This is a genomic window from Streptomyces sp. NPDC058877 (assembly GCF_042742855.1).
In the GTDB taxonomy this organism is placed as follows: domain Bacteria; phylum Actinomycetota; class Actinomycetes; order Streptomycetales; family Streptomycetaceae; genus Streptomyces.
In genome coordinates this window covers 1-12,911 of sequence record NZ_JBHYMF010000188.1, presented here as the reverse complement: position 1 = coordinate 12,911, position 12,911 = coordinate 1, and the positions used below count along the sequence as shown (strand labels likewise).

Below are 12,911 nucleotides of genomic sequence, written 5' to 3'. Positions count from 1 at the left end.
CCTCCCGCGGCACCCCGCGGGAGGGGGCCCGTCCATGCGGACCCCCGTGCTCCTGCCGGGAGCCCGATGCGCCCCGGGCGCCGTTCGGCCGACGGGCTCCGGCCTGCGGACCGGGCCGTCATGCCCCGTCACCGCCGACCGCCCTCGACCGCCCTCCCGCGGCCCGAACACGGGCCGGCCGTCGGACTACTCCTGCTGCTTCTTCGCCTTGCGCTTCTGCACCTCGTAGGAGAACCAGTCGCCCCGGTGACGGTCGCACCTGGAAGCCCCGATCATGGCAAGGCGCTGACACCGGGTCCCCTTCTGTGTGAGAGCTCCGCACTTCGACTGTGTTCGGGCCACTGTTCCCCCCTGGTGCCATCAGACGGACGGACCAACCGAGTGTGTCGAGCGCCGCCGTTCCGCGGAAGGCGGATGCGGGCGCACGCTTCCTCCCCGTGGAAGCACCGGGGCGCACGGAAAGGGAAGTTGAGAAGATGCCGGCATGCAGTTCGATGACCCCGCCCACGTGAGCCGGGCATGCGCGGAACGGCTCGGCGAGAAGACCGGTCGGCAGTTCGCCGCCATGGCCCGTCGCGGCTTCCAGCTGGTCCGCCCGACGGGGACCGACCGGGCCACGGGGCAATGCCGCCTCGGCGGGCCCGCCCTGCTCGAACCGGAGACCTGCTGGCCCGAACAGAGCGGAGTTCCGCTGTCCCTGCACGCCGTACTGGACTCCGACGCCCTGGCCACCTGGCTCGGCGACGAACTGCCCGTGCGCCCCGGTCTGCTCAACTTCTTCCACCTCGATCCAGACGTGCCGTACGAGCGGTACCGCGAACTGGACGTGTCCGGGCCCGGGGCGTACCGCGTCATTTCCTCCGATCCGGCACGGGCCGTCGAAACGAGGGCGCCCGAACCAGCGAGAAGGTATCCGGCCGTACCCGTCCGCGCGGTCGAGGTGGCCATGCTCCCGGACTGTTGGGACGTCGAGGACGAGGACCTGGAGTTCGACGGGGACCAACACTGGGGTGCGGCATCACTCGTGCTCGAAAAGATGGGAGACCTCGACGGGAACACCGCCGGCAGCCACTGCGCCTTCGGTTGGCCGGACACCTCGTACACGCTCGCGGTGTCGCCCCGTGACGCCGACGGCCCGGCCGTCCATCTCCTCCAGCTCGCCGAGGACCCCGAACTCGGATGGGGGTGGGGGGACGCTGGAGCGCTGTACTTCACGATCCCGGTCAAGGCACTCGCGAACGGCGACTTCAGCCGGGCCGTGGCACGGGTTCTCTGCTGTTGATCCGCGCAGCGGCGGACCGTTGCCGGAGACCGCATGGGCGCCACGGTGCGCCCCCGCGCGAGAAGCAACCGGCGGAGAGCCCGTCCGTGGAGAACTTGAGTCCTAGTGGACGGGGCTTTCCGGAGGCCGGATCAGGGCCCGCCGTAGCCGTTGTCCCTGCTCGTCGACGGGCTCGTCGATCGGCCAGGCGATCTCCAGGCGGTTGTCCGGATGGTCCGGCGACCCGGCCCACCGTCGGTAGACCATCCGCACCGGGCCCGCGAAGGTGAAGCCGTGTGCGGTGATCCAGTCGGCGACGGCGTCGTACGCGCCGAGGATCTGCGGGAACGCGGCGGCCTCGCCCTCGACCTCCGTGCAGGCGAGGGTGCTCTCGGAGAGCTCGTACACGGTCATCCCCCCGGGCAGCTCCGTGGGCTGTGCGCCGTCTTCCCAGAAGGGCAGGCAGGCCTCGACGAGCGTCTCGTTCTCGTCGTCGCACACCCCGTGGAACCGGATGAAAGCGGGCCCGGTGAAGGTGAGCGGGCCGCGGCCGTCGACCTCGTACATCTCCCGGTAGGCGACTCGGAGGAAGGCGTCGAGCCCGGAGCTGTCCAGGGTCGCCCCGCGGACGAGGATCCGTTCGGCAGCGCCTTGCCGGACGGTGACGCGATGGGGCATCCCTGCTCCTTCGGTCAGTCGGTTCAACAGACTGTGGACCACGGAGCGCTGCACCTCCAGCCGGCGCTCGGCCGCCCGCAGATGTGCCTGCAAGGCGGCGGCGAGCCCCTCCTCGCCGCCGCCGAGCAGCCGGCGCACCTCCTCGACCGGTATGTCCAGCTGGCGCAGCGCCCTGATCAACTGCGCCGTACGCACCTGGTCACGTCGGAAGTACCGGTAGCCGCTCACCGGGTCGACGAACGCCGGCACCAACACGCCGCTGGCGTCGTAGTGTCGAAGCGCGGTGATCGAGAGGCCGCTGGCCTGCGAGAACTGCCCGATCGGCAGCAGGTTTCCCCTGTCCACAGCACTGACTGTGGCGTCTCGCGTTACCCGAGAGTCAAGCCCGCCCCGGGACGACGGCTTCACCTCCATCGCCGAGGCGCACCCGGACACCCGGACACCCGGGCACCCGCTGGACGGCCTGGCCGCGGTGCCCCAGCGAGCCGCCACGGGAAGGGCGCGGGCCCGGCTCATGGCGGCGGTCTCGGGTTTCGTGCTCCAGCGCACTGCTTTCTCCAGCGCGGGTGCGGAGGCATGCCATCAACCACCGGCGCCACGAGGCCCGATGACTTTCCGGGCTGAGGACCCAGCGCGGTCCCAGAGCACGAAAATGCCCCCGATCTGCGCCGTACGCGCAGGTCAGGGACATGATCGCTTTCCTTACTTCTTCTTGCCCTGGTTCTTGACGGCCTCGATGGCAGCCGCGGCGGCGTCCGGGTCGAGGTAGGTGCCGCCCGGGTTGAGCGGCTTGAAGTCCTCGTCGAGCTCGTAGGACAGGGGGATGCCCGTCGGGATGTTGAGGCCGGCGATGTCGGCGTCCGAGATGCCGTCCAGGTGCTTCACCAGGGCGCGGAGGCTGTTGCCGTGGGCGGCGACCAGGACCGTGCGGCCGGCGAGGAGGTCCGGGACGATCGCGTCGTACCAGTAGGGGAGCATCCGGGAGACGACGTCCTTGAGGCACTCGGTCTGCGGGCGCAGCTCCGGCGGGATCGTCGCGTAGCGGGCGTCGTGGGCCTGGGAGTACTCGCTGTCGTCGGAGAGCGGCGGCGGCGGGGTGTCGTAGGAACGGCGCCACAGCATGAACTGCTCCTCGCCGAACTCGGCGAGCGTCTGGGCCTTGTCCTTGCCCTGGAGGGCGCCGTAGTGGCGCTCGTTGAGGCGCCACGAACGGCTGACCGGGATCCAGTGGCGGTCGGCGGACTCCAGGGCGAGCTGCGCGGTGCGGATGGCGCGCTTCTGGAGGGAGGTGTGCAGGACGTCGGGCAGCAGACCGGCGTCCTTGAGGAGCTCGCCGCCCCGCGTCGCCTCCTTCTCGCCCTTGGCGGTGAGGTTGACGTCCACCCAACCGGTGAACAGGTTCTTCTCGTTCCACTCGCTCTCGCCGTGGCGGAGGAGGATCAGCTTGTACGGTGCGTCGGCCATGCGTCCGAGCCTAATCGACCGCTGACGATTGACGCGCGTCGTCAATTCGCTGGCGTCCGACCCCTGAGATACGTAAGTTACGAGCACCTGATTCAGGTCTTACGTCCAGCAAGGGGCCGCCACACATGTCCATCGACTCGCTCAGACGATCAGCCAGGGCGACCGTCTCCGGGCTCCCGCAGGGCTTCTGGTGGCTCTGGCTGTCCACCCTGGTCAACCGGACCGGCGCCTTCGTCCTCACCTTCCTCTCCCTCTACCTGACCGTGGAGCTCGGGCACTCCCCCTGGTTCGCCGGACTGGTCATCGCGCTCCACGGCCTCGGCGGCGTCGCCGGTTCCCCGCTCGGCGGCACGCTCACCGACCGTTGGGGCCGCCGCCCCACCATGGTGACCATGCACCTCGCGGCTGCCGCCTGCGCCGCCGCCCTCGCGGTCGTCACCGCCGCCTGGGCCGTCGCGGCCGTCGTCCTCCTCATGGGCGTCGCCATGCAGGCCGTCCGCCCCTCCATCAACGCCACGATCGCCGACATGGTCCCCGCCCACGAGGTGCGCCGGGCGTACGCCTTGAACTACTGGGCCCTCAACCTCGGCTTCGCCATCGCCTCCATCGGTGGTGGCGCCGCGATCTTCCTCGGCTACCGCACCCTCTTCCTGCTCGACGCCGTGGCCACCTTCCTGTGCGCCGTCATCGTCTTCCTCCGCCTCCCGGAGACCCGACCCGAGAGCGCGGTCGACCCGCAGGGCGAGCCGGTCGAGGAGGAGCGGGTCAGCATGTTCACGGTGCTGCGGGACGCGCCCTTCCGGACCCTCGTCCTGCTCAACCTCCTCGTCTGCCTCGTCTTCACCGCTCCGTGGATCGGCCTGCCGCTGACCATGGCGGACCAGGGCCTCTCCCCCTCCGCCTACGGCGTCGTCATCGCCGTCAACGGCATCGTGATCGTCGGCTTCCAGCTACTCGTCAACAAGCTGACGGACAAGCGGTCGCCGGTCCACCTGCTGAGCTTCTCCGCCCTGCTGTTCGCCGTCGGCACCGGCGCCACCGCCCTCGCCGGCTCTCCGGCCGCCTTCGCCGTGACCGTGGTCGTGTGGACCGTCGGCGAGATGATCCACGTCCCGACGAACGCCGCGGCCACCGCCCGGCTCGCCCCCGAGCACGCCCGGGGCCGCTACCAGGGTGTGATGGGCATGTCCTGGGCCGTCGCCGGCTTCGTCGCCCCGATCCTCGCCGGTGCGGTCGTCGGCGGCCCCGGCCCCGACGTCCTGTGGGCGTCCACGGCCGCGATCGGCGTCCTCGCCGCAGCCGGGTACGCCACCCGACTGCGGAAGGCCCTGAGCGAGGAGACGGAGGAGCCCGCCGGGACCGTGGCGGCGGCCTCCTCCTCCGCCGCCGAGGCGGGAGCGGAAGCCCCCGCCGCAACGGAGGCTCCGGCCGGAGCGGAAGCCCCCGCCGGAGTCGCGGCCGAGGGCACCGGTACGCCCTCCGTCAGCGGCTGACCCGCGGCGGGCCGTAGGACGCCCAACCGGCGAGCGCGAACCCCCTCCCGTCCCTGCGCACTTCGAACGCTCCGGCCCCTCCGAAGTGCGCGGGGACGACCAGTTCCCGCGCGTCGGCGGCCCGTTCGAGGACGCGGCGGCGGCTGCGCGCCGCCTCCGCCGGGTCCAGGCAGAAGCAACTGGCGCACCCGGGGTCGAGGATCTGCACCGGGCTGTGGAGGAGGTCGCCGACGAAGACCGCCCGGTCGGTGCCGGAAGCGAGCCGCAGCACGGCCGACCCGGGGGTGTGACCGGGCGCCGACTCCAGGGTCAGGTTTCCGTCGATGCGATGGGTTCCCTCCCAGAGCGTGACGAGGCCCGCGCGGTGCACGGGCGCCACGCTGTCCCCGTAGACCAGGCGGTCGTCCTCCCGGAGGCCGCCGCCGTAGCCGTTCTCCGGGCCGAAGTGGAAGTCGTCGGCAGCCGGGAGGAGGTACTGGGCGTTCGGGAAGGTCGGCACCCACTCGCCCTCCGCGTCCCGGGTGTTCCATCCGACGTGGTCGGCGTGCAGGTGCGTGTTGACGACGACGTCGACGTCCTCGGGCCGGATGCCGGCCCGTTCCAATCGGTCGAGAAAGCCGTCCCGCCGCCGGTGGAACTGCGGCGAGTGGGGCCGCTCGCGCCCGTCGCCCACCCCGGTGTCGACCAGGACGGTCCGGCCCCCGCTGCGCAGCACCCAGCTCTGCAGGGCCATGACCGCGCTGTCGTCGTCCGGCGCCCAGTGGTCCGGGGCCAGCCACTCCTCGTTGGCCTTCCACACCTCCGCCCCTGCCTCCGGGACGAGGGTGCCGGCCGGCCCGAACGGGCCCTGCCACTCGACGACCCGGAGGACCTCGACGTCCCCCAGGACGATGCTCCGTGTGTTCTCGTTCGTCATGCGATCGACCCTAGGGAGGGGCCCTGAGCCTCTCAATGCTCCTTCCGCTCACCTCGATGCGCGAGACGCTCACTCCGTCTTCTGTGTGTCGGGCACCCGCTTTCCCGGCGGGGACGCTCCCCCGGCGCGCGGCGGGGAGACCGCCCTCCGCACGGGGGTTCCGGGCCTCCGGTACGGGGGAGCTCCTCCGCTCCCCGGGGACGGCACTACGCTCCCCGCCATGGACGTGGTGAGCGACGCGATCTCGGCCGTACGGGTCGGCCGGCCCTCCTCCAACCGGGTGCGGGTCGGCGGGCGCTGGTGCGTGCGCTTCGACCCGTACGACGGAGCCGGCTTCCACGTCGTCCTCTCGGGCGACTGCTGGCTGCTGCCCGACGGCGGCGAGCCGGTCGCGCTGGGCGCGGGGGACGCGGTGCTGCTGCCGCACGGCACCGGCCACGTCATCGCCGACTCGCCCGCCGACGCGGCGACGCTCGCCCGGGCGGTGCCCTTCGACCCGGCGGGCGACGGGAGCCTCCCGACGCTGCCACACCCCCACGCCCCCGACCGCCAGGTCGAAATGGTCTGCGGCAAGTACCGGCTGGACCGCAGCCACGCCCATCCGCTCCTGGCCGAACTCCCGCCGCTCGTCCACCTGCCGGACCGGGCCGGCGGGCGCCCCGAACTCCGTTCCGCCCTCGCCCTCCTGGGGGGCGAGCTGGACGAACGGCAGCCCGGTGCCTCCCTCGCCCTCCCCAGCCTGCTCGACCTGCTGTTCGTCTACATGATCCGGTGCTGGATGGCGGAGGGCTCGACCGGCGCGTGGCCGGCGGCCCTGGGCGACCCGATGACCGCCACCGCGCTGCGCGCGCTGCACGCCGATCCGGCCGCCCCCTGGACGGTCGACCGGCTGGCTGCCGAGGCGGGCGTCTCCCGCCCCACCCTGGCCCGCCGCTTCACCGCCCTGGTGGGCAAGCCCCCGATGGCCTACCTCACCTGGTGGCGGCTGACCCGGGCCGCGGCGCTGCTCCGCACCACCCGGGATCCGCTGGCGACCGTCGCCCGTCGCGTCGGCTACGGCTCGCCGTACGCCCTCTCGCACGCCTTCCGCCGCGCCTTCGGTACGACGCCGGGGCAGTACCGGGCGGGCCGGGAGGCCCTCGACGGGCGGACGGCCGCCGCGCCCGGCGAGGTCCTCGTGGGCGGGGCCCTCCCGGGCTTCCGGACGGTCAGTCCACCGGCGTCCGCGTCAGGTTCTTGAAGGCGTCGAGGTTGCGGGTCGACTCGCCGCGGGAGACCCGCCACGCGTACTCCCGTCGGATCGCCGACGCGAACCCCAGCTCCAGGAGCGTGTTGAAGTCGCCGTCCGCCGCCTCCAGGACCGAGCCGAGCAGCCGGTCCAGTTCCTCGGGCGTCACGGCGGCCAGCGGCAGCTTGCCGGCGAGGTAGATGTCGCCGAGGCCGTCGACCGCGTAACCCACCCCGTACAGCTTGAGGTTGCGTTCGAGCAGCCAGCGGTGGACGCCCGGCTCGTTCTCGTCCGGGTGGCGGATGACGAAGGCGTTCAGGGAGAGCGAGTGGCGGCCCACCCGGAGCGACAGCGTGGTGAACAACTTGCGCGTGCCGGGGAGCTTCACGACGTACGAACCGGACTCGGGGGACTCCCAGTCCAACCCCGCGTCGTCGAAGGTGCCCTCGATGATCCGCCGAACGTCCTCAGCCATGGTGCGAGCGTACGCGACGGCGGTTCTCCCGCAGCCGGTGGTCGTGCATGGCGGCCGTGTACACGTCCGCCGTGCCCGAGGCCGCCGTGTCCCAGCCGAAGGACGCGGCGTGCCGCGCCGCCGCCCCGCCCATCCGCTCGGACAGCGCGGGGTCCGCCACGAAACGACCGAGCGCCCGGGCGTAGTCCACCGGGTCGTGGCCCTGCACCAGGAAACCCGTCACGTCGTCCCGCACGGCCACGGGCAGCCCGCCCACGGCCGCCGCGACGACCGGAGTACCGGCCGCCTGCGCCTCGATCGCGACCAGCCCGAAGGACTCGCTGTACGAGGGCATGACGAGCACGCTGGCCGCACGGAACCAGTCCGCCAGCTGCTCCTGGCCCACCGGCGGGTGGAAGCGCACGACGTCCGCGATTCCGAGCCGGGCCACCAGCTTCTGCAACTGCTCCGGCTTGGCCAGACCGCTGCCGCTCGGCCCGCCGACCACCGGAACGACCATCCGGGTCCGGAGCGAAGGGTCCTGCTCCAGCAGTCGGGCGGCGGCCCGCAGCAGGATGTCCGGGGCCTTCAGCGGCTGTATCCGGCCGGCGAAGACGGGGATGAAGGCGTCCTGCGGAAGCCCGAGCCGGGCCCGGGCGGCGGCCCGGCCGTCGGCCGGGCGGAAGCGGTCGAGGTTGACGCCGGGGTGCACCACCGCGATCTTGCCGGGGTCCGCCTCGTAGAAGCGGGCGAGCTCGTCGGCCTCCTCGGCCGTGTTGGCGATCAGCCGGTCGGCGGCGGAGACGATCTGGGTCTCCCCGATGACCCGGGCCGCGGGCTCGGGGGTGTCGCCCTCGGCGAGCGCCGCGTTCTTGACCTTGGCCATGGTGTGCATGGCGTGGACGAGCGGGACGCCCCAGCGTTCGGCGGCGAGCCAGCCCACGTGGCCGGACAGCCAGTAGTGGGAGTGGACCAGGTCGTAGTGGCCGGGTCGGTGGCCCGCCCACGCCTGCATCACGCCGTGGGTGAAGGCACAGAGCTGCGCCGGCAGCTCCTCCTTGGCCAGGCCCTCGTACGGGCCCGCGTCGACGTGCCGCACGAGCACGCCCGGGGTCAGTTCGACCACCGGGGGCAGGTCGCCGGTGGTGGCCCGGGTGAAGACCTCCACCTCGATGTCGATGGCGGCAAGCCGTTTGGCCAGCTCGACGATGTAGACGTTCATGCCGCCGGCATCGCCCGTCCCGGGCTGGTGCAGCGGCGAGGTGTGGACGCTGAGCATGGCCACGCGCCGCGGGGTGCGGTGCCGGCCGGGAAGCCGGAGCCTGGCCGGCGCCGGGTGCCGGTGCCGGGCACCGGCGAGCCGGGACACGTACTGGCTCACGTCGGCGGGTCCTTCCGCTCGGGGCCTCCACGGCCGCTCGGCACCTCGGGCCGGGGCCTTCGGGGCCGGGCCGGCTCGGGCATGACTACCGGAGGACGCGGTCGCCCTCCAGCCGCGACAACGCCGAAACGCCCCCCTTCATTTCCGGCGGCGGGGCGCTTTGCCAATTCGTTGCCGGAACGACGGCCCGCCCCCGCCTCCCGGGCGCACCCCTTACGCTCGTGGCATGGCCCCGCGCACCACCCGCCCCGTCGGCAACCCGACCCGCGGGACCACCAACCCGAACCGGCTGCGCCGCATGGACCGCTGGATCGCCGCGGTCCACGGCCCCGCCCTGCGCCGCTCGTCCGAGCCTCCGGTGGCCGTGGACCTCGGATACGGGGCCGCCCCCTGGACCGCCGTGGAACTGCTGGCCCGGCTGCGCACCGCCGAGCCCCGGACCCTCCTGTGCGGCATCGAGATCGAGCCCGCCCGGGTCGAGGCGGCCAAGCCGTACGAGGCGGCACACGCGGGCCTCTCCTTCCTGCACGGCGGCTTCGAGGTCCCGGTCCCCGGCCGGGTCGCCCTGATCCGGGCGGCGAACGTGCTGCGCCAGTACGACGAGGACCAGGTCGCGGACGTCTGGGCCAGGCTGTGCGGACGGCTCGCGCCCGGCGGGCTGCTCGTCGAGGGCACCTGCGACGAGATCGGACGCCGACACGTGTGGGTGGCGCTCGATGCGGCCGGACCGCGCACGGTGACCTTCGCGACCCGGCTCGGTTCCTTGGACCGCCCCTCGGACCTCGCGGAGCGGCTGCCGAAGGCGCTCATCCACCGGAACGTGCCGGGCGAGCCGGTACACGCCTTCCTGCGGGACTTCGACCGGGCCTGGGCGGCTGCCGCCCCGTACGCCTCCCTGGGGGCCCGGCAGCGGTGGATCCGCTCCGTGCACGATCTTTCGGCGGACTGGCCGCTGACGGACGGTCCGCGCCGTTGGCGACAGGGCGAGGTGTCGGTCCGGTGGGAGGCGCTTGCACCACGGGGCTGACGGCGGCCGTCCGACGGCAGTGGCCCGGGTGCCGGCGGTGACCGGGGTACTGACACCCCGGGGGTGGCGACGCCCCCACCCCTTGTCCCCCTTGTCCTCTTGCCTCCCTTGTCCTCTTGCCTCCCTTCTCCTCCTTCTCCTCCTCTTCGGTTCCCGCTCCCGGTTCCCGCCGTTTTTCCCGCGCCCGGGGAACGCCTCGCCCGTTTCCCTCGTCCCTGTGGAGGGAGCCGGCCCAACAGGCCACGGATTCCTCTGTTACTTTCCGGTTTCCCATGGCACTATCGCCGAAGTCACCTTCGGGTTACTGACGGTAAATCACATGTGGGTCACTAGAGGGGGAGCTCGTGAACCGACGCCGCCACGCCATCGCCGCGATCACCGTGATCTGCGCCCTGACCGTGCTGGCCTCCCCCGCGCTGACCCTCCAGGCCTCGGCCTCACCGCTCCCCCCTCCCGCGCCGAAGAAGAGCCTGGAAGAGGTGCGCGAGGAAATCGAGACCCTGTACCGGCAGGCCGCCGTCGCGACCGACGCGTACAACCTCGCCGAGGAGAGGGCCAAGGAGCAGTCCGCCGAGATCGTCGAGCTCGCCCGGATGATCGTCGAAGGCCGGGAGAAGATCGCCGTCCTCAAGGCGAAGGCCGGCGCCGCCGCCCGGGCCCAGTACCGCAACGGCGGGCTCCCCGAGGGCGCGCAGCTCGTCCTCACGAACGATCCACAGCTCTTCCTGGACAACGCCGGTCGCCTCAAGGCCGGCGCGAAGGCCACCAGCGACCTCCTGGGCGAGATGACCCGCACCCAGGCCGAGTTGGACGCCTACGCCAAGGACGCCAGCACCAACTGGACCAAGCTGGAATCCGACCGCGTCAAGCAGGCCCAGGCGAAGAAGGAGATCAACGAGAAGATCGCCGCCGCCGAGGAGCTGGAGGACCAGCTCGAAGCCGAGGAACGCGAGCGGCTGCGGCGCCTGGAGGAGGAGGCCCGCTCCCGGGCCCAGGCGGCCTGGCTCGACACCGGCGTCCTCGACGGGGCGAAGACGGGGGCCACGGCGGAGGGCAAGAAGGCCGTCGCCTTCGCAACGGCCCAGATCGGCAAGCCGTACGTCTGGGGGGCCGAGGGCCCCGGCTCGTACGACTGCTCCGGCCTGACCCAGAGCGCCTGGAGCGCAGCGGGCAGGAACATCCCGCGGACCTCGCAGGAGCAGTGGCGGCTGCTGCCGCACGTGGACGTCAAGGACATGCGGCCCGGCGACCTGATCGTCTACTACAAGGACGCGAGCCACATCGGGATGTACGTCGGAAACGGGACGATCGTGCACGCACCGCGCCCGGGACGGAACGTGACCCTCGCGGGCGCGGGATCGATGGAGATCCTCGGAGTCGTCCGCCCTTCGTGACACAGGGCACAGCACGCCCCGGCCGCCGGGGCGTGACCTTTCTCATGGGTCCGGAGCCCCCGCACGGACCGCGCGGGGGCAAGTACCTCCCTTTCCGCGGCATATGCCAAACGCGACGCGCGCACTCGTGGGTTGATCACCATTCCGCTGGACGCCGCCCTACCGCTATGGTCCGGGACGGGCGGGACGCCACCCGGCGCCCTGCGCACCCTCGGGGGGAGGGAAGGAAACCCGGACCGATGCCCGTATCCGTACCGCGCCAGAGAAACGTCTCTGCCGCTGCGGGACCCGGCGCTACCACTCCCATGGACGCCACTCCCATGACAGGCACAGTCACAGGAACCGATCGCACCGACCTCACCCTCCTGGTCGTCGAGGACGACCCGGCGGGTGTGCTCGCCGTACCCGAAATGCTCGACGCCGCGGATGCCGCCGGCACCCGGGTGCGCATCCGCACCGCCCGGAACCTCACCGAGGCCGAGCGGCTCCTCACCGACGACGTCCACTGCGTCCTGGTCGACCTCTCCCTGCCCGACCCACGAACGGCCGTCGAGGACGACCCGCTCGCCCCGCTGCGGCACATCCTCCGGCTCGCCCCGCGCCACGCCGTGCTGGCGCTCGCCGGCTCCGCCGACGCCGAGCTCGCGGCGGAGGCGGTACGGGTCGGCGCCCAGGACCACCTCTTCCGCGAGGAGCTCGACGGCCGGCTGCTCAGCCGGGCCATCCGGTACGCCGTCGAACGCAAGCGGGCCGACGTCGTCCAGGTGAAGCTGGCCGAGTCACGGCTGCGGGCCCAGGAGAACGCCCGCCTGGAACGCGGCCTCCTGCCCACCCCCCTGCTCCAGGGCTCCGAGCTGCGGTTCGCCTCCCGCTACCGCCCCGGTCGCTCCCGCGCCCTGCTCGGCGGCGACTTCTACGACACCGTCCGCACCCCCGACGGCACGGTCCACGCCATGATCGGCGACGTGTGCGGACACGGCCCCGACGAGGCCGCACTCGGCGTCGAGCTGCGGATCGCCTGGCGGGCCCTGACCTTCGCCGGCCTGTGCGGGGACGAACTGCTGTCGACGCTGCAGCAGGTCCTGGAGCACGAGCGGGAGAGCGAGGAGATCTTCGCGACCCTCTGCACCGTCGACATCGCCCCCGACGGGCGCCGGGCCGGGCTCTGCCTGGCCGGCCACCCCAGCCCGCTGATCGCCCGGCACGGGCGGGCGGCCCAGCTCCTGCCGTACGAGGACGGCGGCCCGGCCCTCGGACTGCTGCCGCGCGCCCGCTGGCCGCGCCGCCAGGTCGAGCTGGGCGGAGCCTGGACCCTGCTCATGTACACGGACGGGCTGATCGAGGGCCGTTCCGCCGGGCCGGGCTCGCCGAGGCTCGGTCAGGACGGGATGGTCGGGATGATCAACCGACAGTTGGCGGCCGGCCTGCGGGGCGAGGAGCTCCTGGAGGCGGCCGTGACCGAGGTCCGGGCGCTGAACGGCGGCGAGCTGACGGACGACGTGGCGGTGCTGGCCCTGGAGCGGGACCGGAACCGGGACAAGGCGGGCCGGAGCTAGGCTCCCGAGCACGAAAACGGTCCGGACACGGGGCAGGGCCCGGGGACTCGCCCCGGGCC

The 12,911-nt window shown here is 72.6% G+C and carries 11 protein-coding genes; 6 read left to right on the top strand and 5 right to left on the bottom strand.

What is annotated here, in order from left to right:
* Nucleotides 1-484 precede the first annotated feature (484 nt).
* On the top strand, nt 485-1,282 hold the full coding sequence (locus tag ACFW2Y_RS29695; protein ID WP_384885310.1) for a DUF1963 domain-containing protein: 798 nt from the start codon (nt 485-487) through the stop codon (nt 1,280-1,282).
* A 102-nt stretch (nt 1,283-1,384) separates the two neighbouring features.
* On the opposite strand, the gene ACFW2Y_RS29690 is transcribed toward ACFW2Y_RS29695, so the two are convergent.
* Both ACFW2Y_RS29690 and ACFW2Y_RS29685 read right to left on the bottom strand, forming a co-directional pair.
* Nucleotides 1,385-2,284, bottom strand: a complete 900-nt coding sequence (locus ACFW2Y_RS29690) for a MerR family transcriptional regulator (protein ID WP_384885308.1) — start codon at nt 2,282-2,284, stop codon at nt 1,385-1,387.
* 357 nt (nt 2,285-2,641) lie between these two features.
* Complete coding sequence (locus tag ACFW2Y_RS29685) at nt 2,642-3,403, bottom strand: phosphoglyceromutase (protein ID WP_384885306.1); 762 nt, start codon at nt 3,401-3,403, stop codon at nt 2,642-2,644.
* A gap of 125 nt (nt 3,404-3,528) precedes the next feature.
* Here ACFW2Y_RS29685 and ACFW2Y_RS29680 point away from each other — a divergent pair, with 125 nt between their 5' ends.
* Nucleotides 3,529-4,896, top strand: a complete 1,368-nt coding sequence (locus ACFW2Y_RS29680) for an MDR family MFS transporter (protein ID WP_384885304.1) — start codon at nt 3,529-3,531, stop codon at nt 4,894-4,896.
* On the opposite strand, the gene ACFW2Y_RS29675 is transcribed toward ACFW2Y_RS29680, so the two are convergent.
* Nucleotides 4,886-5,812, bottom strand: coding sequence for an MBL fold metallo-hydrolase (locus ACFW2Y_RS29675; protein WP_384885302.1), 927 nt, complete (start codon nt 5,810-5,812; stop codon nt 4,886-4,888). The two genes, ACFW2Y_RS29680 and ACFW2Y_RS29675, sit on opposite strands and share 11 nt — an antisense overlap.
* A 220-nt stretch (nt 5,813-6,032) precedes the next feature.
* Here ACFW2Y_RS29675 and ACFW2Y_RS29670 point away from each other — a divergent pair, with 220 nt between their 5' ends.
* Complete coding sequence (locus ACFW2Y_RS29670; RefSeq protein ID WP_384885300.1) at nt 6,033-7,052, top strand: AraC family transcriptional regulator; 1,020 nt, start codon at nt 6,033-6,035, stop codon at nt 7,050-7,052.
* Here the strand turns inward: ACFW2Y_RS29670 and ACFW2Y_RS29665 are convergent.
* On the bottom strand, nt 7,021-7,515 hold the full coding sequence (locus ACFW2Y_RS29665) for a YbjN domain-containing protein (RefSeq protein WP_384885298.1): 495 nt from the start codon (nt 7,513-7,515) through the stop codon (nt 7,021-7,023). The genes ACFW2Y_RS29670 and ACFW2Y_RS29665 overlap by 32 nt on opposite strands.
* Nucleotides 7,508-8,875, bottom strand: a complete 1,368-nt coding sequence (mshA, locus tag ACFW2Y_RS29660; protein WP_384885296.1) for a D-inositol-3-phosphate glycosyltransferase — start codon at nt 8,873-8,875, stop codon at nt 7,508-7,510. The genes ACFW2Y_RS29665 and mshA overlap by 8 nt, the downstream gene beginning before the upstream one ends.
* A 226-nt stretch (nt 8,876-9,101) precedes the next feature.
* On the opposite strand from mshA, the gene ACFW2Y_RS29655 reads away from it, so the two are divergent.
* The 3 genes from ACFW2Y_RS29655 to ACFW2Y_RS29645 all read left to right on the top strand — a co-directional run bounded on the left by ACFW2Y_RS29655 (nt 9,102) and on the right by ACFW2Y_RS29645 (nt 12,852).
* A complete protein-coding gene (locus tag ACFW2Y_RS29655; RefSeq protein WP_384885294.1) occupies nt 9,102-9,902 on the top strand; it encodes a class I SAM-dependent methyltransferase in 801 nt (266 codons plus the stop codon).
* 344 nt (nt 9,903-10,246) lie between these two features.
* Nucleotides 10,247-11,296 carry an NlpC/P60 family protein gene (locus tag ACFW2Y_RS29650; RefSeq protein WP_384885292.1) on the top strand — a complete coding sequence of 350 codons (1,050 nt, stop codon included), beginning with the start codon at nt 10,247-10,249 and terminating at the stop codon, nt 11,294-11,296.
* A 305-nt stretch (nt 11,297-11,601) separates the two neighbouring features.
* Nucleotides 11,602-12,852 (top strand): PP2C family protein-serine/threonine phosphatase, encoded by a 1,251-nt coding sequence (locus ACFW2Y_RS29645; protein WP_384885290.1) that lies wholly within the window; start codon nt 11,602-11,604, stop codon nt 12,850-12,852.
* Nucleotides 12,853-12,911 lie beyond the last annotated feature (59 nt).

Excerpts from the sequence above, each read along its gene's own strand:
- ACFW2Y_RS29645 (WP_384885290.1), top strand. The coding sequence starts at position 11,602 with ATGGACGCCACTCCCATGACAGGCACAGTCACAGGAACCGATCGCACC.
- ACFW2Y_RS29655 (WP_384885294.1), top strand. The coding sequence starts at position 9,102 with ATGGCCCCGCGCACCACCCGCCCCGTCGGCAACCCGACCCGCGGGACC.
- ACFW2Y_RS29665 (WP_384885298.1), bottom strand. The coding sequence starts at position 7,515 with ATGGCTGAGGACGTTCGGCGGATCATCGAGGGCACCTTCGACGACGCG.
- ACFW2Y_RS29685 (WP_384885306.1), bottom strand. The coding sequence starts at position 3,403 with ATGGCCGACGCACCGTACAAGCTGATCCTCCTCCGCCACGGCGAGAGC.
- ACFW2Y_RS29670 (WP_384885300.1), top strand. The coding sequence starts at position 6,033 with ATGGACGTGGTGAGCGACGCGATCTCGGCCGTACGGGTCGGCCGGCCC.
- ACFW2Y_RS29695 (WP_384885310.1), top strand. The coding sequence starts at position 485 with ATGCAGTTCGATGACCCCGCCCACGTGAGCCGGGCATGCGCGGAACGG.
- ACFW2Y_RS29675 (WP_384885302.1), bottom strand. The coding sequence starts at position 5,812 with ATGACGAACGAGAACACACGGAGCATCGTCCTGGGGGACGTCGAGGTC.
- ACFW2Y_RS29680 (WP_384885304.1), top strand. The coding sequence starts at position 3,529 with ATGTCCATCGACTCGCTCAGACGATCAGCCAGGGCGACCGTCTCCGGG.